Source organism: Amycolatopsis suaedae (assembly GCF_004214935.1).
GTDB classification, from domain to species: Bacteria; Actinomycetota; Actinomycetes; order Mycobacteriales; family Pseudonocardiaceae; genus Amycolatopsis; species Amycolatopsis suaedae.
In genome coordinates this window covers 112997-138424 of the sequence record NZ_SFCC01000011.1, presented here as the reverse complement: position 1 = coordinate 138424, position 25428 = coordinate 112997, and the positions used below count along the sequence as shown (strand labels likewise).

At 70.8% G+C, this 25428-nt stretch carries 24 protein-coding genes and 1 tRNA gene; 18 read left to right on the top strand and 7 right to left on the bottom strand.

The window, feature by feature from the left end; all coding sequences use genetic code 11:
• Positions 1 to 24: 24 nt before the first annotated feature.
• Positions 25 to 336 carry a hypothetical protein gene (locus EWH70_RS22285; RefSeq protein ID WP_240687143.1) on the bottom strand — a complete coding sequence of 104 codons (312 nt, stop codon included), beginning with the start codon at positions 334 to 336 and terminating at the stop codon, positions 25 to 27.
• Positions 337 to 399: 63 nt separating this feature from the next.
• Here EWH70_RS22285 and EWH70_RS22280 point away from each other — a divergent pair, with 63 nt between their 5' ends.
• Positions 400 to 906: a DinB family protein gene (locus tag EWH70_RS22280; protein ID WP_130477422.1), complete on the top strand. Its 507-nt coding sequence runs from the start codon at positions 400 to 402 to the stop codon at positions 904 to 906.
• A gap of 190 nt (positions 907 to 1096) precedes the next feature.
• A complete protein-coding gene (locus EWH70_RS22275; protein WP_240687142.1) occupies positions 1097 to 1831 on the top strand; it encodes a class I SAM-dependent methyltransferase in 735 nt (244 codons plus the stop codon).
• On the opposite strand, the gene EWH70_RS22270 is transcribed toward EWH70_RS22275, so the two are convergent.
• Together EWH70_RS22270 and EWH70_RS22265 are read right to left on the bottom strand one after the other, a co-directional pair.
• Positions 1824 to 2468: a GNAT family N-acetyltransferase gene (locus EWH70_RS22270; protein ID WP_130477421.1), complete on the bottom strand. Its 645-nt coding sequence runs from the start codon at positions 2466 to 2468 to the stop codon at positions 1824 to 1826. The two genes, EWH70_RS22275 and EWH70_RS22270, sit on opposite strands and share 8 nt — an antisense overlap.
• Before the next feature lie 49 nt (positions 2469 to 2517).
• Positions 2518 to 2590, bottom strand: a tRNA-Thr gene (locus EWH70_RS22265).
• A gap of 214 nt (positions 2591 to 2804) precedes the next feature.
• On the opposite strand from EWH70_RS22265, the gene EWH70_RS22260 reads away from it, so the two are divergent.
• The 5 genes from EWH70_RS22260 (at position 2805) to EWH70_RS22240 (ending at position 10122) form a co-directional block, all read left to right on the top strand.
• Positions 2805 to 4310: a threonine/serine exporter family protein gene (locus tag EWH70_RS22260; RefSeq protein ID WP_130477420.1), complete on the top strand. Its 1506-nt coding sequence runs from the start codon at positions 2805 to 2807 to the stop codon at positions 4308 to 4310.
• Positions 4311 to 4336: 26 nt separating this feature from the next.
• Positions 4337 to 5794, top strand: a complete 1458-nt coding sequence (locus EWH70_RS22255) for an alpha,alpha-trehalose-phosphate synthase (UDP-forming) (RefSeq protein WP_130477419.1) — start codon at positions 4337 to 4339, stop codon at positions 5792 to 5794.
• A gap of 48 nt (positions 5795 to 5842) precedes the next feature.
• Positions 5843 to 8371: a trehalose-phosphatase gene (gene otsB / locus EWH70_RS22250; protein WP_165436362.1), complete on the top strand. Its 2529-nt coding sequence runs from the start codon at positions 5843 to 5845 to the stop codon at positions 8369 to 8371.
• A 67-nt stretch (positions 8372 to 8438) separates the two neighbouring features.
• A complete protein-coding gene (locus EWH70_RS22245; protein WP_130477417.1) occupies positions 8439 to 8996 on the top strand; it encodes an RNA polymerase sigma factor in 558 nt (185 codons plus the stop codon).
• Complete coding sequence (locus EWH70_RS22240) at positions 8989 to 10122, top strand: hypothetical protein (protein WP_130477416.1); 1134 nt, start codon at positions 8989 to 8991, stop codon at positions 10120 to 10122. The genes EWH70_RS22245 and EWH70_RS22240 overlap by 8 nt, the downstream gene beginning before the upstream one ends.
• Before the next feature lie 9 nt (positions 10123 to 10131).
• Here the strand turns inward: EWH70_RS22240 and radA are convergent, their stop codons facing one another.
• On the bottom strand, positions 10132 to 11514 hold the full coding sequence (gene radA, locus EWH70_RS22235; protein WP_130477415.1) for a DNA repair protein RadA: 1383 nt from the start codon (positions 11512 to 11514) through the stop codon (positions 10132 to 10134).
• Between the two features lie 39 nt (positions 11515 to 11553).
• A complete protein-coding gene (locus tag EWH70_RS22230) occupies positions 11554 to 12192 on the bottom strand; it encodes a hypothetical protein (protein WP_130477414.1) in 639 nt (212 codons plus the stop codon).
• A 308-nt stretch (positions 12193 to 12500) separates the two neighbouring features.
• On the opposite strand from EWH70_RS22230, the gene EWH70_RS22225 reads away from it, so the two are divergent.
• The 9 genes from EWH70_RS22225 to EWH70_RS22185 all read left to right on the top strand — a co-directional run bounded on the left by EWH70_RS22225 (position 12501) and on the right by EWH70_RS22185 (position 20985).
• On the top strand, positions 12501 to 12992 hold the full coding sequence (locus tag EWH70_RS22225) for a CarD family transcriptional regulator (RefSeq protein WP_020669809.1): 492 nt from the start codon (positions 12501 to 12503) through the stop codon (positions 12990 to 12992).
• Positions 12993 to 13026: 34 nt separating this feature from the next.
• Positions 13027 to 13671 carry an IspD/TarI family cytidylyltransferase gene (locus tag EWH70_RS36265; RefSeq protein ID WP_130477413.1) on the top strand — a complete coding sequence of 215 codons (645 nt, stop codon included), beginning with the start codon at positions 13027 to 13029 and terminating at the stop codon, positions 13669 to 13671.
• Positions 13668 to 14153, top strand: a complete 486-nt coding sequence (gene ispF, locus EWH70_RS22215) for a 2-C-methyl-D-erythritol 2,4-cyclodiphosphate synthase (protein WP_240687141.1) — start codon at positions 13668 to 13670, stop codon at positions 14151 to 14153. The genes EWH70_RS36265 and ispF overlap by 4 nt, the downstream gene beginning before the upstream one ends.
• 159 nt (positions 14154 to 14312) lie before the next feature.
• Entirely contained in the window at positions 14313 to 14999 is a 687-nt protein-coding gene (locus tag EWH70_RS22210) for an HAD family hydrolase (RefSeq protein WP_130477411.1), read from the top strand.
• Positions 15000 to 15040: 41 nt separating this feature from the next.
• Positions 15041 to 16417, top strand: coding sequence for a cysteine--tRNA ligase (gene cysS, locus EWH70_RS22205; RefSeq protein WP_130477410.1), 1377 nt, complete (start codon positions 15041 to 15043; stop codon positions 16415 to 16417).
• Between the two features lie 2 nt (positions 16418 to 16419).
• Positions 16420 to 17388: a 23S rRNA (guanosine(2251)-2'-O)-methyltransferase RlmB gene (gene rlmB, locus EWH70_RS22200; RefSeq protein ID WP_130477409.1), complete on the top strand. Its 969-nt coding sequence runs from the start codon at positions 16420 to 16422 to the stop codon at positions 17386 to 17388.
• Between the two features lie 446 nt (positions 17389 to 17834).
• Positions 17835 to 19271 carry an MBOAT family O-acyltransferase gene (locus tag EWH70_RS22195; RefSeq protein WP_130477408.1) on the top strand — a complete coding sequence of 479 codons (1437 nt, stop codon included), beginning with the start codon at positions 17835 to 17837 and terminating at the stop codon, positions 19269 to 19271.
• Positions 19272 to 19358: 87 nt separating this feature from the next.
• On the top strand, positions 19359 to 19679 hold the full coding sequence (locus tag EWH70_RS22190) for an ArsR/SmtB family transcription factor (RefSeq protein ID WP_130477407.1): 321 nt from the start codon (positions 19359 to 19361) through the stop codon (positions 19677 to 19679).
• A gap of 1 nt (position 19680) precedes the next feature.
• Positions 19681 to 20985 carry an alpha/beta fold hydrolase gene (locus tag EWH70_RS22185; RefSeq protein ID WP_130477406.1) on the top strand — a complete coding sequence of 435 codons (1305 nt, stop codon included), beginning with the start codon at positions 19681 to 19683 and terminating at the stop codon, positions 20983 to 20985.
• On the opposite strand, the gene lepB is transcribed toward EWH70_RS22185, so the two are convergent.
• Positions 20978 to 21802 carry a signal peptidase I gene (gene lepB, locus EWH70_RS22180; protein ID WP_130477405.1) on the bottom strand — a complete coding sequence of 275 codons (825 nt, stop codon included), beginning with the start codon at positions 21800 to 21802 and terminating at the stop codon, positions 20978 to 20980. The genes EWH70_RS22185 and lepB overlap by 8 nt on opposite strands.
• 126 nt (positions 21803 to 21928) lie before the next feature.
• Here lepB and EWH70_RS22175 point away from each other — a divergent pair, with 126 nt between their 5' ends.
• The gene (locus tag EWH70_RS22175) at positions 21929 to 23365 is read left to right on the top strand and encodes an FGGY-family carbohydrate kinase (RefSeq protein WP_338078602.1); all 1437 of its coding nucleotides are present in this window, start codon (positions 21929 to 21931) and stop codon (positions 23363 to 23365) included.
• Here the strand turns inward: EWH70_RS22175 and EWH70_RS22170 are convergent.
• Positions 23362 to 24075, bottom strand: coding sequence for a coiled-coil domain-containing protein (locus tag EWH70_RS22170; RefSeq protein ID WP_130477403.1), 714 nt, complete (start codon positions 24073 to 24075; stop codon positions 23362 to 23364). The genes EWH70_RS22175 and EWH70_RS22170 overlap by 4 nt on opposite strands.
• 125 nt (positions 24076 to 24200) lie before the next feature.
• Here EWH70_RS22170 and EWH70_RS22165 point away from each other — a divergent pair, with 125 nt between their 5' ends.
• Entirely contained in the window at positions 24201 to 25424 is a 1224-nt protein-coding gene (locus EWH70_RS22165; RefSeq protein WP_420809084.1) for a DUF445 domain-containing protein, read from the top strand.
• Positions 25425 to 25428 lie beyond the last annotated feature (4 nt).

Sequence of the window (25428 nt, the reverse complement as noted above, 5' to 3'; positions counted from 1 at the left end):
CGTGTCACGGTCAAGCGCCGCTGGTCAGAGTGGGAACAAGGCCGGCTGGTCCGCGTCGTCGGACGGCGGGAGCCCGCGCAGGCGACGGCACTTCAGGCAGGTGCTGGCGTGGGTGGTTGGCGTGATCTCGCCGGAGGCGCCCAGCCCCGACCAGCCCTGGTGACAGGCGGGAGCTGGCAGCGTGAGGCCGTTGATCCAGTCCACCCAGGTGACCTCGTGCACCGTGCCCGACCGCCCGATCCGCAGCCGCTGACCGGTGAACAGCCGGTGCTGTTCGGCCGCGAACCGGGACGGGTCGACCCGGTTGACCTCGAACAGCGGAATCGGCTCAGCCACGACCCCAGTATGCGGGGCGGCACCGACGAAACCGTGGCGCACACGCTGGTGTAGAAGGACGGCGTGACCACGGAACGGATCGAGCCGCCGAAAATCGCCGACGAGCGCGTGATGCTGCGTGCCTACCTGGACTACCACCGCGCCACGCTGGCCATGAAGTGCGACGGCCTGACCGACGACGAACTCCGCAGGCAGTCGATGCCGCCGTCGACGTTGTCACTGCTCGGCCTTGTCCGGCACATGGCCGAGGTGGAGCGGACGTGGTTCCGCAAGGTGATCAACGGCGAGGACATCCCGCTGGTCTGGTCCGAAAGCGGCGACTACCAGATCGCGTACGACGCGTCGGAGTCCAGCCGGGCGGAGGCGTTCGGCGCGTGGCAGGCGGAGGTCGAGCACTCGCGCCGGATCGAGCGGGCCGCCGAGTCGCTCGACGTGGTCGCCCACATGCCACGGTGGGGTGAGGACGTCTCGCTGCGGCTGGTGATGCTGCACCTGATCCACGAGTACGCGCGGCACAACGGGCACGCCGACTTCCTGCGCGAGGGCGTCGACGGCGTCACCGGCGCCTGAGCGCCGCGGCCACCCGAATGACGGGGGCCTCCCGCCGGCCTAGTTAGCTGCGGTCACGAAGCGCCGTCTTTAGCCCGCTAAAGCCGCCCCGGACGTGCTTGGCCGAACACTGGGCGTGTTGACACGGTAGCGCTCCAGTGCCACGCTTTTCATCAAGCGTTGAGTTACGTCGAGAGACAGGGGATCACGCGTGAGCGACCAGGCCTTCAGCATCCAGGAAATCGACTTCGACGCCGTCTACCAGGGGAAACCGCCAGTGGACGGCTCAGAGGCGGCGTTCGAGAAGGTTCCATGGGACATCGGTGAGCCGCAGCCCGTCGTGGTGGCACTCGCCGACGCCGGCGACGTGCGGGGCGACGTGCTCGACGTCGGCTGCGGCCAGGGCGACAACTCGATCTTCCTCGCCACCCGCGGCTTCCACGTGACCGGCGTGGACGGCTCCACCACGGCGCTGGAGATCGCCCGCCAGCGGGCTGCCCGGCAGGGTGCGCGGGTCGACTTCGTGCAGGCGGACGCGACCACCCTGGACGGAATCGAGCCGCAGTTCGACACCGTTCTGGACAGCGCGCTGTACCACTGCCTCGAAGGCGACCAGCGCAGCGCCTACAGCGCGGCACTGCACCGGGTCACCCGCCCTGGCGCGCGGCTGCACCTGCTCTGTTTCGCCGACGTCGGCAACGAAGCCCTCGCCATACCGATGGCGGTCAGCCAGGACGACCTGCGCCAGCACCTCGGCCGCCACTGGGACATTCACGAGATCCGCGCGGCCGACTACACCACCTCGCTCACGCAGGAAGGGCTCGCGCACGCGATGCAGCTCATGCAGCAGGTCCCCGAGGTGGACGACCCGAGCGCGCTCAGGACCGACGAGCAGGGCCGCATCGTCGGTCAGGTGTGGCACCTGCGCGCGACCCGGATCAGCTGAGCCCCAGCACCGGAAGACACTCCCGCACGCCGATCAGTTCGATGTCGTCGCGCCGGGTCCGGTCCCAGGCGTCTCGGGTCAGTCGCCAGCGCTGGATCGGCGCGACCTCGCCGCGACGGGTGTCCCAGGTGGTGCCGTTGGGCTCGTAGCCCAGCGCCTGGGACACCTTGTTGGACGCGTGGTTGTCGGTGAAGGCGTCGCTGCCCGCCTCGCGTGCGCCCAGCCCGGCGAACGCCAGGTGCAGCACGGCCGCGCGCATCTCCCTCCCGATCCCGCGCCCGCGGCGGCCAGGTGCGAGCCACGAGAACGTGTCCACCGTCCCGAACTTGGCGAAATCGGACCCGGTCAGGTCCTGCATGCCGACCGGCTCGCCGTCCAGCAGCACGACGAAGTAGAGCCGCCAGAACGCCGGGTCCACGCGGGCCCGCCCGGCCCAGATACCCCGCAGCCACCGCCACTCGCGCTCGGGACTGTCCGCGTACAGCGACATCGGGTCGTCGAACGGCAGTGGCGCGGTGTCGACGACGCCCGCGCGGACGACCGGGACCAGCCGCTCCAGTAACTCGTCGGTCGCGCCGGCCAGGGTCAGCCGCGGTGTCCGGACCTGGACGTTCAGTGGTGGGTAGGTACTGAGCACACCCGGACCGTATGCGGACGGCGCATCGGGCGCACTCGACTTTGTTCGGAGCCGGCAAGGGGGCTCGAACCCCTGACCTTCTGTTTACAAGACAGATGCTCTACCAACTGAGCTATGCCGGCACGCGCCCACACGGGGCGCACCGGAGTATACGGGGCCCTCGATCGGGGCATGGCCGCCCGCCACCTGTGTAAAACTGCGAAACACCCGATCACGTAGCACACCGGAGCCGTCCCGGCGGCGTAAAACGTGGCGCACGCCACGGTCACGGGGGTGCAACGGCCGGCCCGCCGCCGTCGATGGTCCACGGGGCACGGAGCAGGGAGGTGGTTGGACATGGCGATCAGCAGGCGCGGCAGGGCAGCGGGACCCCTCCGGCGCGCTTGGCACATCCTGGAAGCACCGGCTGGAAGGCAGCCGAGCAGACCGGGACGCCAGGACCACACCCGTGCCTGGCAGATCCTCGAGGCGGACACCGGCGAGCAGCCGGCCACCGAGACGACGACCGAGATGGGTCCCGCCCTCCCCGACGAGTCGACCGTCCACTTCGTACTGGACCTGGCGCTGCGCATCGGCGAGGTGCAGATGTCCAGCGGGGCGGGCGCCTCGGACGTCACGGCGACGATCCTCGCCCTGACGTCGGCGCTGGGCCTGCCGCACTGCGAGGTCGACGTCATCTTCACCTCGATCACGGTCACCTGCCACCGCGGTACCGACGCGTCGCCGGTCACGGCGCTGCGCGTGGTCCGCGCCCGCGGGCTGGACTACACGCGGCTGTCCGAGACCGAACGGCTGATCCAGCGCATCACCCGCGGCCGGATCAGCGCCCAGGAGGCCTACACCGAGCTGCAGCGCATCACCGACGCGCCGCACCCGTACCCGCGCTTCGTCTCGACGCTGGCGTGGGGCGGCATGGCCGCGTGCATCAGCCTGCTCATCGGCGGCGACTGGGCGACGGCGCTCGTCGCTTTCGTGATCAGTTCCGTCGTCGACCGGGTCGGCAGGTTGCTGAACCGGTTCGCGCTGCCGTTCTTCTTCCAGCAGGTCGTCGGCGGTCTGATCGCCACGCTGTCGGCCGTGCTGATCGTCAACATCAACCTGTTGCCGACGGAGAAACCGACGCTGGTGGTCGCGGCAGCGATCACCGTGCTGCTGTCCGGGCTGTCCACCGTCTCGGCGGTGCAGGACGCCATCACCGGCTACAACGTGACCGCCGCGGGCCGGACGATGGAAGTCGGCCTGATGAGTGCCGGCTTGATCACCGGCGTGGCGCTGGCACTCAACATCGCACCGCTGTTCGCCATCGTCCGGCAGACGCCGCTGCCGACGGTCAGCCAGACGGCACTGGACCTGCCGATCATGGTCCTCGCCGGCGCCGGCGCGGCCGCGTGCTTCGCGCTGGCCAGCTACGCCCGGCTGCGGTCGCTGCTGGTCGCCGCCGCGGCCGGGGCGGTCGGTGCCGCGGCCTACGGCGCGCTGGGCCTCGGCGGGGCCGACCCGGTGACGTCCTCGGCCGTCGCGGCGACGCTGGTCGGGTTCTGCGGCGGGGTGCTGGCGCGGCGGCTGCGGGAGACCCCGCTGGTCGTCGCCGTGTCCGGGATCACACCGCTGCTGCCGGGCCTTTCCACCTACCGCGGCCTGTACGAGATGGGCGTCTACCCGGGCGGTGAGCTCGGCACGCTCATGACGGCGGTCGCCGTCGGCCTTGCGCTGGCAGCGGGTGTGGTGCTCGGCGAGTACCTCGCCCAGCCGGTGCGCTCGGGCCTCGGCAGGCTCGAACGGAAGCTGGCCGGACCACGGATGGCAGGACCCCTGGAGACGGGCAGCAGACGACTCGACTGACGGCGCAACCACGCTACTGTCAGACCATGCCCAGCCCCGACCAGAACGAGCCAGCGAGCACCTCTTCCGGCGCCGAGTTCGTCGTGGTGGCCAACCGGCTGCCGGTCGACCTGGACCGCGCACCCGACGGCACCCAACGGTGGTCGGCCAGCCCCGGCGGGCTGGTGTCGGCCCTCGAGCCGTTCCTGCGCTCCCGCAAGGGAGCGTGGGTCGGCTGGCCCGGCGTCCCCGACGTCGAGGTCGACGAGTTCTCCGACGACGGTCTCGTGCTGCACCCGGTTTCACTGTCGTCAGAGGACGTCCGTGACTACTACGAGGGGTTCTCCAACGCCTCGCTGTGGCCGCTGTACCACGATGTGGTCGCCCGCCCGGTGTTCGACCGCGGCTGGTGGGAGAGCTACGTCAAGGTCAACCGCCGGTTCGCCGAGGCCAGCGCGAAGGTCGCGGGCGAGGGCGCGGTGGTCTGGGTGCAGGACTACCAGCTCCAGCTGGTGCCGAGCATGCTCCGGGAGCTGCGGCCCGACCTGCGGATCGGCTTCTTCCTGCACATCCCGTTCCCGCCGGTCGAGCTGTTCATGCAGCTGCCGTGGCGGGCCGAGATCGTCCGCGGCCTGATCGGCGCCGACCTGGTCGGCTTCCACCGGCCGGGTGGCGCGCAGAACTTCCTGTGGCTGGCCCGCCAGCTCATCGGCCTGGAGCCCAGCCGCGGCGCGGTCGGCGTGCGGTCCCGGCCCGGTGTGGTCCAGGTCGGCAACCGCACCGTGCGGGTCGGCGCGTTCCCCATCTCGATCGACTCGGCGGGCCTGGACACGCTGGCCCGCAAGCCGGAGGTCATCGCCAAGGCGAAGCAGATGCGGGCCGACCTCGGCAACCCGGCGACCGTCCTGCTCGGCGTCGACCGGCTGGACTACACGAAGGGCATCGACCTGCGCCTGCAGGCGTTCCACGAGCTGCTGCACGAGGGCAGGGTCAAGCCGGAGGACGTCACGTTCGTCCAGCTCGCCACGCCCAGCCGCGAGCGCGTCGAGCACTACCAGCAGATGCGCAGCGACATCGAGCAGATGGTCGGGCGGATCAACGGCGAGTTCGCCCGCGTAGGTCACCCGGTCGTGCACTATTTGCACCAATCGGTGGACCGTACCGAGCTGGCCGCCTTCTTCTCCGCGGCCGACGTCATGGTCGTCACGCCGCTGCGGGACGGCATGAACCTGGTCTGCAAGGAGTACGTGGCGTGCCGTCATGATCTTGGCGGCGTGCTGGTGCTGTCCGAGTTCGCGGGCGCGGCAGCCGAGCTGACCAGCGCTTTCCTCGTCAATCCGCATGACCTCGACGGGGTGAAGAACGCTCTGGAGGCTGCCATTACGCTCGACCCGGCCGAGGGCAGGCGTCGGATGCGTGCGTTGCGTCGTCAGGTCCTCACCCACGACGTTGACCGCTGGGCGCGCTCGTTCCTCGAAGCTCTCGGGAGCGAGCCCTCCGCCTGACCGTACCCTCCCCATACCCACCACGTACGTTGCTCCATAGGAGGAGTGTTGACCGCCGAGGCACTGCCCGCCGAGCTCCGGCGCGCGATCGTGCAGATCGCCCGGACGCCGCGCCTGCTGGTCGCCTGTGACTACGACGGCACGCTGGCTCCGATCACGTCCAATCCGGACGAGGCTCGACCCCTACCCGAGTCTGTCGGCGCCCTGCGTTCCCTTGCCGGCCTGCACGAGACCACCACAGCGGTGATCTCCGGCCGCGCCCTGCGGGACCTGGCCACCCTGTCGAGACTCCCGTCCGAGGTCCACCTGGTGGGAAGCCACGGCTCGGAGTTCGACATCGGCTTCGTGCACGCGCTCGACGCCAAGGCCAAGGAACTGCACCGCAGGCTGGAGGCCGAGCTGGAGCAGCTGGTCGAGGGCGTCCCCGGCGTCTCGCTGGAGGTCAAGCCGGCCAGCATCGCCGTGCACGTCCGCCGCGCGGAGTACGCGGCGGGCCGCAAGGTCCTCGCCGATGTCCACAGTGGACCGTCCACATGGGACGGCGTGTCCACGACGGACGGCAAGGAGGTCGTGGAACTCGCGGTCGTGCAGACCGACAAGGGCCGCGCCCTGGACACCCTGCGCCACCAGATGAACGCCACCGCGGCGGTCTTCCTCGGCGACGACGTCACCGACGAGAAGGCGTTCGCCCGCCTGGCCGGCCCCGACCTCGGGGTCAAGGTCGGCGAAGGGGAAACCCTTGCGGCGTACCGGGTTCCGGACACCGTCGACGTCGCCACCGTGCTGGCGTTCATGCTGGAGGAACGGCGCAACTGGCTCTACGGCGAGCAGGCGACGCCGATCGAGCGCATCTCGATGCTCGCCAGCGAGCGTTCGGTCGCCCTGCTGACCCCGGACGCCAAGCTCACCTGGCTGTGTCACCCCGGCGCCGACGCGCCCGCCGTGTTCGCCGACCTGCTCGGCGGCACCGGCGCCGGCCACTTCTCGATCAAGCCGCACCGCAACGGCCTGCCGCTGGGCCAGCGGTACCTGCCGAACACGATGACCGTGGAAACCCGCTGGTCACGCCTGCTGGTCACGGACTACCTGGAGCCGGACAGCCCGCAGCACCGCACCGACATCGTCCGGGTCATCTCCGGCGACACCGAGGCCCGCGTGGTGTTCGCGCCGCGGCCGGAGTTCGGCGGCGTGCCGGTCAAGCTGGTGCCGGAGGAGGACGGCCTGCGGGTGCTCGGCACGTCGGAGCCGATCGTCCTGCGGGCGCCGAACGTCGCCTGGGAAATCCACTCCGACGGCCTGCACGACACCGCCACGGCGCTGGTACGGCCGACTCCGGACAGCCCGATCGTGCTGGAGCTGCGCTGCGGCACGACCGACCTGGCACCGCACGACCTCTCCGAGGCCGACCGCCGGGCCAGGGCCGGTGCGTACTGGTCGAAATGGGCGGAGACGCTCAAGCTGCCCGGCGTCCAGTCCGAGCTGGTCGCCCGCTCCGCACTGACCCTGCGCGGGCTGTGCAACACCGACACCGGCGGTGTGCTGGCGGCGGCGACCACGTCGCTGCCCGAGGAGATCGGCGGCGTCCGCAACTGGGACTACCGCTACTGCTGGATCCGGGACGCCGCGATGACCGTGCGAGAGCTGGTCGCGCTCGGCTCGCTGGACGAGGCCGACGGCTACCTGGACTGGCTGCACGGCGTGCTGGCCACGCTGGCGGGCCCGGAACGGCTGCACCCGCTGTACACGATCGCAGGCACCCAGATCGGCGCGGAAGCCGTCATCGAGTCGCTGCCCGGCTACGCCGGCTCGCGCCCGGTGCGGGTCGGCAACCTGGCCAACCACCAGGTTCAGCTGGATGTGTTCGGGCCGGTCGTCGAGCTGGTGGTCGACGTGGCCCGGGCCCGTGGCGAGCTGCGGGACAAGGACTGGCAGCTGGTGCGGGCGATGGCCGAGGCCGTCACCCGGCGCTGGAACGAGCCCGACCACGGCATCTGGGAGGAGCGGCACGTGCCGCGGCACCGGGTGTACTCGCGGGTCATGGGCTGGCTGACCATCGACCGGGCCATCCGGCTCGGCGAGGTGTACGGCAGGGAGATCCCCGCGCCGTGGCCCTCGCTGCGCGACGAGATCGCCGCCGACGTGCTGGAACACGGCTGGAACGAGGAGGTCCAGGCGTTCACCACCGCCTACGACGGCACCGACCTCGACGCCGCGTCGCTGTTCGTCGGCCTGTCCGGGCTGCTCGACCCGCAGGACCCGCGCTTCCAGGCGACGGTCACCGCGATCGAGGGTGAGCTGCGCAGCGGGTCGACCGTGTACCGGTACCGCCGCGACGACGGCCTGCCCGGCAGCGAGGGCGGGTTCCACATCTGCGCCGCCTGGCTGGTGGAGGCCTACCTGCTGACCGGCAGGCGGACCGAGGCCGAGGAGCTGTTCGAGCAGATCGTCGACGCCGCCGGCCCGACCGGGCTGCTGCCCGAGCAGTACGACCCGATCGCGGAGCGCTCGCTGGGCAACCACCCGCAGGCGTACTCGCACATCGGGCTGATCCGCTGCGCCAACCTGCTGGCTCAGTAACGCGCGCCGGGAACGGCCGAGGCCGTCGCGGGCAAGAACGGGTGTGACCAGAACTGGGGTAACACTCATGAGCGACGCCGACCGGCCGGACCTGTCCGGTCCGCACGCCGACCGGTTGCTGTCCGCCCTGTTCGACAGCCATGCCCCGAGCCTGCACGCCTACCTGGCCCGCAGGCTCGACGCGGCCACCGCCGACGACCTGGTGGCGGAGACGTTCCTGGCTGCCTGGACCGCGAGGGACCGCTACCGGCCGGACCGGGCGCCGGCGCGGGCATGGCTGTTCGGCATCGCGACGAACCTGCTGCGCAGGCACACCCGCAGTGAGGTCCGCGGCCTGCGGGCCTACGCGCGGGAGGGCGGCAAGGCCGTCGACGCCGAACCGCCGGACGCGCTGGCCGTGTCCCGCGCCGACGCCACCAGCCACGTCCGTGCGATGGCGGACGGCATCGCCGACCTCCGCCAGGAGGAACGCGACGTCCTGCTGCTCGTCGCCTGGGCGGGGCTGAAACCGGCCGAGGTGGCCGAGGCACTCGACATCAGCTTCACCACCTGCCGTACCCGCCTGCATCGGGCCCGCCGCGCCCTGCGCAAGTACGCCAACCTTCTGGAGGAGCAGCATGACTGAGCAGAACTGGGAGGAGCGCGTCGACGCTGCCGTCCGGACCGTCCGCGCCGACCAGCCGGCGATGACCGACTCCGCCCGGACAGCCGCGAAGGCCCGGCTGACGGCCGCGATGCGGGGCGAACCCGAGGCCGTGGTCCCGCTGGCTCCCCGGCGGGCCCGGTGGGTACCGCTCGTCGCCGCGGCGGCCGCGGTCGTCGTGGTGGGGACCGGAGTCGTGGCACTGACCGGCGGCGACGACAACCTCACGCCGGCCTCGGGCAAGGCCTACCCCGAGGTTCCCCCGATACCGGGCCGGAACACCGACGGTAGTTACCCTCCGCTGCCGCCGGTCAGCGACGTACCGCTCAACTCGGCCGAACGCTTCGTCGGACACGGCAGCGACCTGCCGCAGGGGCCGGGGCAGTACCTCCTGGCCACCACGCGCACGTGGCTTCACGGCCAGGTCGAGACGCCCGAACGCCTGGAGATGGGCCTGGGCAACGAGCAGCTCCGGCAGGAGTGGATCCCGTTCGACCGGGCCGACGAATGGCAGCGGAGCTTCGACCGGGATGTGAACCGCCCGGCACCGGCACGGACCGAGCGCAACCAGGCGAGCCCGGACCAGATCTCGGGGACGACCGCGAGCGAGGGAACGTACATAGCGCCCCGAGGCGACTACCGGAAGACCGGCTACTGGTACGAGAACCCGGTGAGCTTCCCTGCCAACGGTCGCCAGTTGTACGAGCGCCTCCGCGAGGAGGCGAACACCATGGGTGCCGGCCCCGCTGAGTTCCTGACGTACGTCTTCGAGGCGATGCTGTCCAGGGGCGACCTCACCCGCGACCAGCGCAGCGTGGTGTTCCAGGCGCTGAGCTACTTCCCCTACCTGCGGGTCACCGAGGACGTCAGCACCAGGGACGGCCGGGCCGCCGTGGCGATCGGGGTCGACGATTCCCCCGGCTACCTGCGCAGTGAGGTCCTGGTCGACCCGGCGACGACGCAGGTGATCGGCACGCGCAAGATCGCGTTGCGGGACGCCCCCCTCAATCCGAAGGGTGGTGCCGTGATCGAGGCGAAGACGGGCTCCGTGGTCGAGGAGACCACGATCACCTACCAGGTGGTCGGCCAGCGCGGCGCCACTCGGTAGCGCCCCCGTTCATCGGGGGCGTGCGGGTCCCGCGTGGGCGGCGGCGTTCAGCGCGTCGGCCACGTTGGCCACCTCCAGCACGCGGATGCCGTCGGGCAGCTTTCCGGAGTCCGGCGGCACCAGCGCGTGGGTGAACCCGAGCCGCGCGGCCTCCGCCAGCCGCCTGCCGACCCCGGTCACCCTGCGGATCTCCCCGGCCAGCCCGACCTCGCCGACGGCGACCAGCCTCGGCGACAGCGCGACGTCGGCGTAGGACGACGAGATGGCCAGTACCAGGGCGAGGTCGATGGCCGGCTCGGTGACCTTCATGCCCCCGACGGTCGCCGCGAAGACGTCCCTGTCGCCGAGCGAGAGCTTGGCCCGGCGTTCCAGCACGGCCAGCACCATCTGCACCCGCGACGAGTCCAGCCCGCTCACCGCGCGCCGCGGCTGCGGCAGGTGAGACTTCGCCACCAGTGCCTGCACCTCGCTCAGCAGCGGCCGTTTGCCCTCGACGGTGACCGTCACCGCCGTGCCGGGGACGGCCTCCTCCGACCGGTTCAGGAACAGCCCGGACGGGTCCGGCATGCCGACGATGCCGTCCTCCCGCAGCTCGAAGCAGCCGATCTCGTCGGCGGCGCCGAAGCGGTTCTTGATCCCGCGGACCATCCGCAGCGTCGAGTGCCGGTCCCCCTCGAACTGCAGCACGACGTCCACCAGGTGCTCCAGCACCCTGGGCCCGGCGACCGAGCCGTCCTTGGTGACGTGGCCGACCAGCAGCACCGGCAGCCCGCGTTCCTTGGCCAGCGACACCAGCGCCGCGGTCACGGCCCGCACCTGCGTCACGCCGCCGGGATGCCCCTCCACCTGCGGCGATGCCATGGTCTGGACCGAGTCGACGATCAGCATCCCGGGCTGGACGGCGTCGACGTGCCCGATCACCGCGGACAGGTCGCTCTCGGCCGCCAGGAACATCCGCTCGTGGACGTTGCCGGTCCGTTCGGCCCGCAGCCGCACCTGCCCCGCCGACTCCTCGCCGGTGACGTAGAGCGCCGGGCCCGCACCGCCGCCGGCGGCCCACTGGTAGGTGACCTCCAGCAGCAGCGTCGACTTGCCGACACCGGGCTCACCGGCGAGCAGCACCACGACGCCGGGCACGAGCCCGCCACCGAGCACACGGTCCAGTTCGGACACGCCGGTGGGCCGTGCCCTGGCCGCCTCGACGTCGACCTGCCCGATGGGCCGCGCAGGCGAACTGGGCGCGCCCGCGGCGACCCGGGCGATGGCGGGCTTCAGCCCGCCTCGCTCCTCGATCGTCCCCCACGCCTGGCACTCCGGGCACCGGCCGACCCACTTGGCCGTCTCGTACCCGCACTCACCGCAGCGGTAGGTGCTGCCGCCCTTCTTCGCCACGCCCGCACACGTTAACGACCCGGACCGACAGTCCCGCGATCAGTGCTGCTCGGGCGCTCCGTGACCGCCGTGCTCACCCTCCGGAGCCTCCGGCCGCGGCCGGGTGGAGTGCCCGATCGGAACGCCGATGGTCACCGGGCCCGCGTCCCGGAAGTTCAGCGTGACCTGCAAGATCTGGCCCGGGTAGAGGCCGTTGGTCAGCCCCTGGACGACGGCCCGCGCCTTGCCGACCTGGGTGCCCTCCTCGCCGGCGGGCGGCGCCTCGCCGGTCGGCGGCTGCGCGGGCTGGTGCCCGGCGTGCTCGGCCTGGGTCTCGGCGGTGTTCTCGATCCGCAGCGTCGCGCCGGCGACGACGGCCCTGGAGCCCTCGTAGGCGACCTGCGGCTGGGCGCCCTGGGCCTGGATCGACAGCAGCTCGTCGTCGGTCGCGCCCTGGTTGATGATGGTCAGCTTGAGCGGCGCGTTGGAGCCGGGCGGGTAGACGCCGTGCTCCCCGGTCGGGAACGCCAGCGAGGCGTCCCGCACGACCAGCCTGCCGACCTGCGCGAACGCGCCGTTGACCGCGGGCTCCTGCGTGTCGGTCTGGGTGATCTGGCCGGCACCGCAGCCCGCGACGACGAGCGCGGCACCGAGGCCCAGCACGGCCGAGGTGAGGATGCGTCGTTTCTGCTGCCCCACGGTCCGAGTCCCTTCATGCCGATCGGTATCCCCGCGAAGGGTAGCCGGATGGGCCGATCGGGTCCGAACCCGGCTGCCGGTAGAGACGGGCGTCACGAAGATCAACCGTCCACAGTGGATTAGATCGGATTCGGCGAATTCGCTCCGACAGTCTTCGCCGTCACCTGCATGAGCATGGGAAATGCACGTTTGTCAACCCCCGTCCGGCCCACGATCCTGCCGCTGACCTGCGACGACGGAACCCGGGGCGCTAGATGGGGTGATGCGCAGCGTGCTAGCATGGTTGTAGCGAAAGGGGCAGAGGACACATGGTTTTCAAGGTCGGAGAGACCGTCGTCTACCCGCACCACGGTGCCGCACTCATCGAAGCGATCGAGACCCGCGTGATCAAGGGCGAGGAGAAGAAATACCTCGTCCTCAAGGTCGCGCAGGGTGACCTGACCGTTCGCGTGCCCGCAGACAACGCCGAGATCGTCGGCGTGCGCGATGTCGTGGGCCAGGACGGTCTGAATCGAGTTTTCGACGTGCTGCGTGCTCCGCACACCGAGGAGCCCACGAACTGGTCTCGTCGGTACAAGGCCAACCTGGAGAAGCTCGCCTCCGGCGATGTGAACAAGGTGGCCGAAGTGGTGCGCGACCTCTGGCGGCGAGAGAAGGACCGCGGCCTGTCCGCCGGCGAGAAACGCATGCTGGCGAAGGCGCGGCAAATTCTGGTGAGCGAGCTGGCACTCGCCGAAGGCACCGACGAGGGCAAGGCCGAGGTCCTGCTCGACGAGGTCCTGGAGACCGCCGCCGTCTGACAATCCATCTCGCAATACCGCGCAGCAGAACATCATGAATGTTGTCGCGCTCGTCCTTGCCGACAACCCGGCCTCGGACGTGCTCGACACCGTCCACGGTGAACCGTTGCTGACCCATGCCGTGCGTGGCCTGTCCGCGTCCGGCCTGGTGGAGCACGCTGTTGTCGTCGTACCGGACCGCCGGTTCGCCGAGTGCGAGCCGGCGGTTCATGCTGTCCGGGGCCCGATGACCATCGAGCTGGTCTCCGGTGGCGCAGATCGTAGCGACTCGCTCCGGCGGGCCGTCAGCGTGGTCGACCGGACACGGTTCGAGGTCGCGGTGGTCCACGACGCCGCCCGCGCGCTGGCCCGGCCGGAGACCGTCGGCGCGGTGCTCGCGGCGCTGACCGAGGAGGTCGACGTCGCGGTACCGGTGCTGCCGGTGACCGACACGGTCAAGCTCGTCGATGCCGACGGCACGATCACCGGCACCGCCGACCGGGACCTGCTGCGGGTGGTCCAGACCCCTCGCGCACTGCGGCCGGCGTGGCTGGAGGCCGCGGGATGGCCCGCGGATCCGCTCGCGGTCCCGGGCGCCTCGGTGGCCATGGTGCAAGGTCATCCCGACGGCGCGGAGATCGTGAGCGCGTTCGACTTCGCCGTCGCCGAAACCATCCTCAGCGAAAGGGCCGCTCGGTGAACCCACGGGTCGGGCAGGGTGTCGACGTCCATCCGATCGAGGCGGGCCGGGACTGCTGGCTGGCCGGGCTGCACTGGCCGGGCGTCGACGGCTGTGCCGGGCACTCCGACGGCGACGTCGCCGCCCACGCGCTGTGCGACGCGCTGCTGTCCGCGGCCGGTCTCGGTGATCTCGGCGCGGTGTTCGGCACCGGCGACCCGCGCTGGGCGGGCAGGCACGGCGCGGAGTTCCTCGCGCACGCGGCCGAGCTGGTCCGGGCGGAGGGTTACGTCCTCGGCAACGCCGTCGTGCAGGTGATCGGCAACGCGCCACGCATCGGACCGCGTCGCCGGGAGGCCCAGGACGTGCTGTCGGCGGCCGCGGGCGGGCCGGTGAGCGTCACCGGTACGACCACCGACGGCCTCGGCCTCACCGGCCGGGGCGAGGGGATCGCCGCGATCGCGACGGCGCTGCTGCTGCCCGCGCCGCTCCCTGTTCCGTAGAAGCTCACCGGGCACGGCACACGGTCGGGCCCGGCGGTGTCTGGACTGACGAGCCGCAGAGGCCGCTCGCGGCCGAACGGCGAGGAGGGAAGACACCGACTGAAGGGCCCGACCGCGCCCGAGCGAAGCGAGGGCAATCAAACACCGTAGCCTGAGGCTGTGGCCATCAACACGGTGTTGTTCGACTTCTCCGGAACCGTATTCCGTCTAGAGCAGGACGAGACCTGGCTGTCCGACCTGACCGGCGCCGACGGCGACCCGCTCGACTTCGAGGCCCAGACGGAGCTGATGCGGCGGATGACCGCGCCGATCGGGCAGGTCGTCGACCTGGATCCCGAGCACCAGCACGCGTGGGAGAACCGCGACCTGGACGCCCAGCTGCACCGCAAGGTCTACCTGGAGGTCCTGCGGCAGTCCGGCGTGCCGAAGGTCGAGCAGGCCAAGGCGCTCTACGACCGGCTGATCGATCCCGCCGGCTGGACGCCGTACCCGGACACCGAGGCCGTGCTCAAGGGCCTGGCAGGCCGGGGCGTCAAGGTCGGCGTCCTGAGCAACATCGCCTTCGACATCCGGCCCGCGTTCTCCGCCCGCGGGTGGGACCAGTACGTGGACGCCTTCGTGCTGTCCTTCGAGGTAGGAGCCATCAAGCCGCAGCCGGAGATCTTCCGCGCCGCGCTGGAGGCAGTGGGCTCCGAGGGCGCGAGCACGCTCATGGTGGGTGACAGCGAGGAGGCCGACGGCGGCGCCAGGGCACTGGGCTGCGCCTTCGAGCTGGTGGACCCGCTGCCGACGGCGCAGCGTCCGGACGCGCTGCTCAAGGCGGTCCGGGCACACGAGCTGCTGTAGTCAGTGGTACGGGTCACCGGCCGAACCCGTACCATTCCGGCGTGGCCTTACACCTCTACGACACCGCTACCCGGTCCATGCGGGAGTTCCATCCCGCGCGCAGTGGAACGGCGTCGATGTACGTGTGTGGGGCCACCGTGCAGGGCGTCCCGCACATCGGGCACGTCCGCGGTGCGCTGAACTACGACGTCCTGCGCCGCTGGCTCGTCCACAGTGGACTTGATGTGCTGTTCGTCCGCAACGTCACCGACATCGACGACAAGATCCTCACCAAGGCCGCCGACGCGGGCAGGCCGTGGTGGGAGTGGGGTTTCACCCACGAGCGGGCCTTCGAGGACGCCTACGAGGCGCTGGGGTGCCTTCCGCCGTCGATCGCGCCGAGGGCGACCGGGCACGTCACGCAGATGGTCGAGCTGATGCGGCGGCTCATCGACGGCGGTCACGCCTACGCGTCCGGCGGGGACGTGTACTTCGCGGTGAAGTCGTTCGACGGCTACGGCGAGCTGTCCCGCCAGCAGCTGGACGAGGTCCAGCAGGGCGAGTCGGCCGGCGAGGGCAAGCGGGACCCGAGGGACTTCACGCTGTGGAAGGCCGCCAAGCCCGGCGAGCCGTCGTGGCCGACGCCGTGGGGACCGGGCCGGCCGGGCTGGCACCTAGAGTGCTCGGCGATGGCGACCACCTACCTCGGCGCGGAGTTCGACATCCACGGCGGCGGCGTCGACCTGGTGTTCCCGCACCACGAGAACGAGCGCGCCCAGTCCAACGCGGCAGGTGACGGGTTCGCCCGGTTCTGGCTGCACAACGCGTGGGTGACGCTGGCGGGCGAGAAGATGTCGAAGTCGCTCGGAAACGTGGTGGCGATCCCGGAGATGCTGCGTGAGCACCGGGCCGTCGAACTGCGGTACTACCTGGTCCAGCCGCACTACCGGTCGACGATCGAGTACTCGCCGGGCGCGCTCAGCGAGGCCGCGCAGGGCTACCAGCGGATCGAGCAGTTCCTGCGCAGGGCCGGTGACGTGCCGGTCGGGCAGGTCGATCCGGCGTTCGCGGCCGCGCTGGACGACGACCTGGCGACCCCGCAGGCGTTCGCCGTGATGCACAACACCGTGCGGGACGGCAACACCGCGCTGGACGCGGGCGATAACTCCAGGGCCGTCGAACTGGCGTCGAGCCTGCGGGCGATGACCGGCGTGCTCGGCCTGGACCCGCTGTCGCCGCGCTGGGCCGGGGCCGGCGACGAGGGCCCGACCAGGCAGGCGCTGGCGTCGCTCGTCGAGAGCATGCTCGAGGAGCGGATCGCGGCCCGCGCGGAGCGCGACTTCGCCAGGGCCGACGCAATCCGCGACCGCCTGCACGCAGCGGGTGTCGCGGTCGAAGACACCCCCGATGGTCCTCAGTGGACAGTTAGAGAAGCTTAGGTATGGCAGGCAACTCCCGGCGTCGTGGCGCCATCCGCAAGGCCGGTACGAAGAAGGGCCAGGTCGTCGGATCCGGCGGTCAGCGGCGCAAGGGGCTGGAGGGCAAGGGCCCGACGCCCAGGGCCGAGAACCGCACCGGCCACCCCGCGCAGCGGCGGGCCATGGCGGCCGCCGCGCGTGCGGAACGGTCGGCGAAGGCCGCGGCCAAGAAGGCCGAGGGGCCGGAGCTGATCGCCGGCCGCAATCCGGTCGTCGAGGCGCTGCGGGCAGGTGTGCCGGCGACGGCGTTGTACGTCGCGCTGAACGTCGACGCCGACGACCGGGTCACCGAGGCCGTCCGGCTGGCGGCGGACAAGGGCATCTCGATCCTGGAGGTGCCGCGCGAGGAACTGGACCGCAAGACCAACCGGGCCGTGCACCAGGGGCTCGGGCTGCAGGTGCCGCCGTTCGAGTACGCGCACCCCGACGATCTGCTGGCGGCGGCCCAGGATTCGGGTGAGCCACCGCTGCTGGTCGCGCTGGACGGGGTGACCGACCCGCGCAACCTGGGTGCGGTGATCCGGTCGGCGGCGGCGTTCGGTGCGCACGGCGTGCTGCTGCCGGGGCGGCGCAGCGCGGGCGTGACGGCCGTCGCGTGGCGGACCAGCGCGGGCACCGCCGCCCGGCTGCCGGTCGCCGTGGCGACCAACCTGACCCGGCAGCTCAAGGCGTGGGCGAAGGAGGGCCTGATGATCGCGGGCCTGGACGCCGACGGCTCGGTGGACATCGACGGGCTGAGCCTGGCGACCGACCCGCTGGTCGTGGTGGTCGGCTCGGAGGGCCGCGGCCTGTCCCGGCTGGTCAGGGAGACCTGCGACGCGACGGTGTCCATCCCGATGGCCGCCGGTGTCGAGTCGCTGAACGCCTCGGTCGCCGCGGGCGTCCTGCTGGCCGAGGTCGCCCGCCGCCGTCGCGTGGCCGGTCGCGTCTGAAGCACGTGGTGAGGCTTCGCATGCCGTGGGTCCGGCAAAGTCGGGCCTCGGGCAGGGCGAGGTGGCGGTCTGGAGCGCAGAACTCGCGGGCCGGAATGCAGAACTCGCGTGCGTGAGCGCAGAACTCACGATGTGGACCGGGTTCTCACGTAGTGCCGCTCACCAGCCTGAACGGCCCGTTCGCGCGAGTCGTACGTTCTCACGCGCGAGTCGTACGTTCTGACGCGCGAGTTGTCCGTTCCGGACCCGCGAGTTGCACGTTCCCGCTGGCCTGGTCCCAGTCCTCGCGTGGCGAACGGGCCGCTCGCGCGGCCCCCGCCGGGAGTGCCCCCTTCACGGCATTTCGACGGCGAGGCGACAAGTCGACAAAGTGGGAGCGGCTCCCGTCGGTGAGTGGGCTCGGTTAGGGTCACGAGGCCATTCCGTGACCTGGGGGACCCCCACCGATGTCGTTCGTGTCGCCACTGTTCCTGTGGTACTTCATGCCGGCGGTGCTCATCGCCGTGCTGGTGTGCCCACGGTCCTGGCGTAACGGCATCGTCGCGGTCGCCAGCCTGATCTTCTACGCCAGCGGCGCCGGGGCGTTCACCCTCCTGCTGCTGGCCTGCATGGCCATCAACTACCTGGCCGGACCCGCGCTGGAGCCGAACGCGTGGGAGATCGGCAAGCCCAAGCGCCGCCGTGGCCTGCTCATCGCGGTCATCTGCGTCGACGTCGGCATGCTGGTGGTCTGGAAGTACGCGGGCTTCGCCACCCAGCAGATCGCATGGTTCGCCCAGCTGTTCGGCGGTGACTTCCCGGTCGCCGAGCTGCTGCTGCCGATCGGCATCTCGTTCTACACGTTCCACCACATCTCGTACGTGGTCGACGTCTACCGGGGTGAGCGCCGGGCGCTGCGCAATCCGGTGTCGTTCGCCACCTACATCTCGATGTTCCCGCAGCTCGTGGCAGGCCCGATCGTGCGCTACCGGGAGATCGCCGACCAGCTGCCGCAGCACCGCTCGCACCGCCTCGACGACATCGCCGCGGGCTTCCCGCGCTTCGCGCTCGGCCTGTGCAAGAAGACGATCATCGCCGACTCGCTCAGCCCGATGGTCGAGGCGTGCTTCTCCACTCCGCCGAACCAGATGACGTTCGCCGTCGCATGGCTGGGCGCGCTGGGGTACACGCTGCAGTTGTTCTTCGACTTCTCCGGTTACTCGGACATGGCCATCGGGCTGGGCCGGATGCTCGGCTTCCGGCTGCCGGAGAACTTCGCCAGGCCGTACTCGTCGGTGACCATCACCGAGTTCTGGCGGCGCTGGCACATGTCGCTGTCGCGCTGGTTCCGCGACTACGTCTACATCCCGCTCGGCGGCAACCGCGGCGGTGCCGGGCGGACCTACCGGAATCTGTGCATCGTCTTCGTGCTGACCGGCTTCTGGCACGGCGCGAACTGGACGTTTCTGGTGTGGGGCATCTACCACGGCGCGCTGCTGATCGTGGAACGCGCGTTCGGCTGGAACGAGGCGCCGAAGTCCCGGCACGCCCGCATCGCGCGGCGCGCGCTGACGATGGTGCTGGTGGTGTTCGGCTGGGTGTTCTTCAAGTCGGCGGACATGACCCACGCACTGAGCATGATCGGCCACATGGTGCTGCCCGACTTCGACGGCCTCACCGACGTCGTCGAGTCGGCGCTGACGAACCAGCGGCTGGTGCTGCTGCTGATCGCCGCGACCGTCCTGTTCCTGCCGGCCCACCCGGTGACCGGGCCGCTCATCGAGTCGTCCCGGAGCCGGACGGCACTCGTCCTGCGGGTGAGCGTGATGACGGTCGGCCTGGTCTACGCCTCGATCCTGGTCGCCACCGGCACCTTCAGCCCGTTCCTGTACTACCAGTTCTGACGCCCGGACCGGCTGGTTACCGGCTGCCTGGCAACCCCGTCCGTACATACACTTGCGTGTATATATGCCATCGTGTATGTTCTAGTCATGGTCGACAGCGTGCAGCAGCGAATGACGGCGATCTCGGAGCCGAACCGGTTCCGGATCGTCGAGTTGCTCAGGAACGGCCCACGGTCGGTCGGCGGCATCGTCGACGCGCTCGACATGGGCCAGCCACAGGTGTCACGGCATCTGCGGCTGCTCGCCGAGGCAGGCGTGGTCGAGGCGACCAAGCAGGCCCAGCAGCGGATCTACCGGCTGCGGCCCGAATCCATGCGTGAACTGAGCGACTGGGTGCAGCGGTTCGCCGGCCTGTGGTCGGACCGGATGGACCGCCTCGGTTCCTTCCTTGACGAGACGGACAAATGACATGACCGAAGACGGCATCGTGATCGACCGGGCGAACAACACCATCCACATCAGCCGCAGCTACGCGGCCGCCGTGGACCGCGCCTGGTGGGCGTGGACGGACGCCGACGCGATCACCAAGTGGTGGGGCCCGCAGGGCTGGGCCGCCACCGTGTACGAGATGGACGTTCGCCCCGGCGGACGCTGGCGCTTCCAGATCGCGCCGACGGACGGATCCGCGCAGGCGGTCCGCAGCCTCGCCACCTACAACGTCGTCGTCGCCAACGCCGAACTGGCCTACGACGACACCTTCGCCGACGACGCCTGGGAGTCCGACGGCACCGGCACGTTCCCGACCGCGGTCACCTTCAGCCCGGCAGGCACCGGCTGCCGGGTCGAGGTGGCGGCGAGTTTCCCCGACGGCCAGGCACTGCAACGGGCCGTCGAACTTCAGATGGCCGAGGGCTACGCCGAGGCCCTCGACCGGCTCAACGACCTGCTCGAAACAATCCAAGGAGAGACGATCATGCAGACCTTCAACTCCGCCGACGGCACCACGATCGCCTACTGGAAGACCGGCTCCGGCCCGGCGATCATCGTGATCAGCAACGTCGCCGAGGACCACACCGGGGTCGCCGGCCTCGCGGACAAGCTCTCGGAGCACTTCACGGTGTACACCTTCGATCGCCGCGGCCGCGGCGCCAGCGGCGACCCGCAGCCCTACGACCCGGCACGGGAGATCGAGGACATCACCGCACTGGTCGACATCGCGGGCGGGTCCGCGGCGCTGGCAGGCGGTTCCGGCGGCTGCGGGTTCACCCTGGACGCCGCGAGCGCGCTGGGCGACAAGGTGACCGGGGTCTACCTCTACGATCCGGCGTTCATCGTCGACGACTCCCGGCCGCCCGCGCCCGCCGACTACCTCGAAACCGTGCAGGCGCTCGTCGCGGCGGGCAAGCGCAGCGAGGCCGTCGAGTACGTGATGACCCAGCTGATCCGCGTTCCCGCCGAGTACATCGAGCCGATGAAGCAGGACCCGTCCTGGGACCAGATGGCCCGGTACGCCCACACCTACGCCTACGAGGGCCGGATCCTCCGCGGGCTGCAGGACGGCAAGCCCCTGCCTGCCGACCGCTGGTCGATCGACGCGCCGGTCGCCGTGTCCGTCGGCGCCCACAGCGAGTCCTACCACCGCGTCGCCGCCCACGCGCTGGCCGAGATCCTGCCGAAGGTCACCGTGCTGGCCCTGCCCGACCAGGACCACAGCGCGTTCTGGATGGCGCCCGAGCCGGTCGGCGAGCAGATCCGCGAGTTCCTGCTCAGCTGACGGACGCGCGGCGGCCTCCCAGCACCCGGAAGGCCGCCGCGCCGAACACCGTCACGACCCCCAGACCGCCGACGACGAAGCCACCGACCATCGCGCCGTTCACCTCGTCCAGGCCTTCGCCCGCGCTACGCGGCTGCGCCAGGCCGACGCGGATGAACGGCGTTGCCTCGGGCAGGTCCCGTACCTGCCCGCTGGCCGACTCGACCCGGGCGCCACGGCCGCGGACACCGGTGACCGGCAGCGTCCCGGCGTGCTGGTTGCCGACGTGCATGCGCGAGTCCATCCCCGCCGCCCTGCCATCGGCCAGCACGAACAGCCTGCCCGCCGGGACGATGGCCGAGAACGGCATGTACGCGATCGACGACACCGACGGGTCGACCGTCCCGAGGTAGTCCTCCTCCACCGCGACGCCGTTGATCACCAGCCGGTTCGCCTGGTCGCAGCACATCACCGCGTCGCCGGGCAGCCCGATGACCCTGCGCACGGACAGCGGAACGGCGGGGTCCCACTCGGCGGTGTCCAGCACGACGACGTCACCGCGGCGGAGATCGCCGTCGGCCACGTCGGCCAGCAGCAGCTTGTCCCCGGACAGCAGCGTCGGGCCCATCGCCGCGGTGTCCGGCATGATCACCGCGTTGCTGAACCCCATGCCGGACAACGCGCTGGAGATCCGCGGGTGCAGGTAGCCACCGACGACCAGCAGCACACCGGCCACGATGAGCGCGACACCACCGTAGGCAGTCCAATGCAGGATTCGCGGACGCTTCTGGGGAAGGTCCGGCTCCTCACTGTCCACCATCACGTCCAGTCCGGACATGTCACCGATCCCCAGGCTTCACGAGTCGCTCCCGCGAACGCTAGCAACCAGGCCGATAACGAAACGTATGTTTCCCGGGTCGCTCCCGAACCGTTAGCTCCACCGGTCCGCGCTACGGTGGACGAGGTGAGCGGCGTGACGATCGGCATCGACGTCGGCACCAGCCGGGTCCGGACACTGGCGGTCGACGGGAGCGGCGCCGTGCTCGCGTCCGCCACCTCCTCGCATCCTCCGCCCAGCGAACGCGCGGGTGGCCACCGTGAGCAGGACGCCCGCGGCTGGTGGCCCGCCGTCGAACGGTCGCTGTGCGAGCTGACCGCCGTACTGCCCCGGCACGACATCGGCGCCGTCGCCGTCACCACGCCGTCCGGGATCGTCGTCCCGGTCGACCGCAGGGGCGAGCCCGCCGGGCCGGCGCTGCTCGCGGGCGACGTCCGCGGCGCGGAGTACAACCGCGCGGCCGCACACGCCGGGGCTGCCCGCTGGCGACGGCTCGGCCTGGCCGTCAAGGCCGACTCCGCGATCGGCCGCATCGCCTGGCTCGCCGGGAACCAGCCCCGGCTCGCCGGTGTCCGGCACCCGGCCGACCTGGTCACCGCCCGGCTCACCGGCCGCGACAACGACACCAGCTCCGCACACGCCGTCGCCTGCGGCTACGACCCGCTCGGCGGCGAGTGGCCCACCGAGGTGCTCGACGCGCTGAAGGTCGGCCGACGGCTGCTGCCCAGGGTCGTCGCGCCGGGGACCCGGATCGGCAAGGTGTCCCGGCTCGCCGCCGCGCTCACCGGTCTTCCGGTCGGCTGCCCGGTCGTCGCGGGCGTGACCGAGGGCTACGCCCAGCAGCTCGCGTCCGGCGCCGTCACGCCCGGTCAGTTCGTCGGCATTCTCGGCTCGCGATACCGCCTGCGTGGCGTCACCGAAGGTCTGGTGCCCGATCCCAGCGGCACCGTGAGCAGCCAGCCGCACCCCGACGGCTGGTGGCTGCCCGGCGGCGCGTCCAACACCGGCGACGCCTGGCTGCCCGAGGACAGCGACCGGCTCGACGCGGCCGCCTGCGCACGCGGCCCGGCCGGCATCGTGGCGTACCCGCTCCGCGGCTCGGGCGAGCGCTTTCCCTTCGCCAGCCCGGAAGCCCACGGCTTCACGTCGGCCGAGCCCGCCGACGAGGTCGAGCTGCACCGCGCCAGGGTCGAGGGCGTGGCGTTCGTCGAACGGCTCGCCCTGGACCACCTGCGCCGCCTCGGCATCCCGGTCACCGACCCGCTGCTCGCCGCCGGCGACCTGCACAGTCCGTTGTGGACACAGGTGCGCGCGACCGTGACCGGGCTCGGGGTCCGGCCCAGCCCGCACGCCGAACCGGCCTACGGTGCCGCGCTGCTCGCGCTCGGCGCCATCGTCCCAGGTGGACTCATCGAGGCGTGTTCCGGTGCGGCCGGTGGCACGGTGGTCGAACCCGTCCCTGGCGAACAGGACGCGATGACCGAGTCGTACCACCGGTTCTGCACCGAACTACACGCTCGCGGCTGGATCGACGACGAGCTGTTCGCCGTCGCCACCCGTTAGGACGCCGTCGCGGGCTCCTTCTGCTCGGCGGGCTCCAGCTGTCCGAGCGCCGCCCGCACCGCCTTGTCCACCGCGGTGAGCCGCTCGGTGACCTCGCTCTTGAGCTCCAGCGCGCGGGTACGCTCCGAGGTCGCCTCGGCCTGCTTGCGCTCGGCGTCGGCGACGAGCTTCTCCGCCCGCTCCCTGGCGGTCGCCTGCTCGTCGGCGAGCTGCTTCTCGACCTCGGCCCGCTTGGCCGCCAGCTCGTCGGAGACCTCCTTGGCGCGCTGCTCGTTCTCCCTGCGGGCCTCCGCCTTCAGCTCGTCGGCTGCCTTCTCGGCGGCCTTCTGCGTGTCCTGGGCGTACTTGTCGGCCTTCTCCTGCGTGGCCGCCGCGTGCTCGTCGGCCTTCTGCCGCATCTCGGCGATCTCTTCCTCGGCCAGCTTCATCATCATCCGTACCCGCTCGCTCATCGCGGACACGCTGGCCGGGTCCGCGGTCAGGCGCGCCAGTGCGGCCTTGGCCTCGGACAGTTCCTGCTGGGCGTAGCTGAGTGACTTCGACAGCTCCGCGGACGTGGCGACGGCCTCGTCGCGATTGCGCGCGGTCGTCTTGAGTTCCTTGATCAGCTCCTTGAGCCGGGCGTCGACCTGCTGCTGGTTGTAGCCGCGGAGGACGACGTCGAAATGGGTGGTTTTGGGGGCCGTTTCGGGCGTGTCGGCAGCAACCATTGGTGCACTCTAGTAAGTGGAGGTGTTCGGGCACATACCGCCAAACGGGCGCACGCTGGTGGATCAAGCGGCCCACATCGTGGATCGGCTACTGTTGGCCTGCCGCTAACGCGGGAGGGGGTGCCGTGAACGCGATTCTCGCCGACATCGCGGAGCACTGGCACGTCTACGCCAGCATGCCCCTCATCGCCGCGCTGATCGGCTACATCACCAAGCGCGTGGCCATCGAGATGATGTTCAAGCCGCTGGAGTTCGTCGGCATCAAGCCGTTCCTCGGCTGGCAGGGCGTCATCCCGGCCAACGCGCGGCGCATGGCGACCACGGCCGTCGACCTGCTGACCAGTCACCTGGTCGACCCGAAGGAGATCTTCGGCAGGCTCGATCCGGACCGGATGGTCAAGGAGCTGGAGGGGCCGCTGCTGCGGGCCGTCGAGGACGTCACCCGCGAGGTGATGGAACAGCACCAGCCCAGGCTGTGGGAGATGCTGCCCGCCCGGGCGCAACGCATGCTGCTGGACCAGGTGCGTGCGCAGGCGCCGAAGGTCGTGGCCCGGCTGCTGCGCGAGGTGTCGCACAACATCGACGACGTCCTCGACGTCAACGACATGCTGATCTCGGCCATGGTCAGGGACAAGGCCCTCACCTGCCGGCTGATCAAGGAGGTCGCGCAGCCGGAGCTGCGGTTCATCGCCCGGTCCGGAATCTGGTTCGGCTTCGTCATCGGACTGGTCCAGTTCGTGGTCTGGGCGTTGACGAAAGAGCCGCTCGTGATGCCGCTGTTCGGCTTCTGCACGGGCCTGGTGACCGACTGGCTGGCGCTGAAGATGATCTTCTACCCGCGGGAGCCGAAGCGGTTCCTGTTCTTCAGCTGGCAAGGCATGTTCCAGAAGCGCCGTCAGCAGGTCGCAGCCGACTACGGCGGGCTGATCGCCGACGAGGTGCTGACCGTGCGCAACGTCATGGAGGCCGTGCTCACCGGCCCGAAGGCCGACCGGCTGTTCGCGATGATCCAGCGCGAGGTGCAGCGCACCATCGACCAGCAGGCCAGCATCGCGAAACCGATCGTGGCGCTGGCCGTCGGCGGGCGGCAGTACCAGGAACTGAAGAAGGCCGCCGCGGCGAAGGCCATCGAGCACCTGCCGGAGACCGTCCGGCACGCCGAAAGCTACGCCACCGAGGCACTCGACGTCCGCAACACCGTCGTGACGAAGATGCGGGACCTGACGCCGATCGAGTTCGAGGGCATCCTGCGGCCGGCGTTCCGGCAGGACGAGTGGAAGCTGATCGCCGTCGGCGCGATCATCGGCGGCCTCGTCGGCGAACTGCAGGTCCTGCTCCTGCTGCACTGACCGG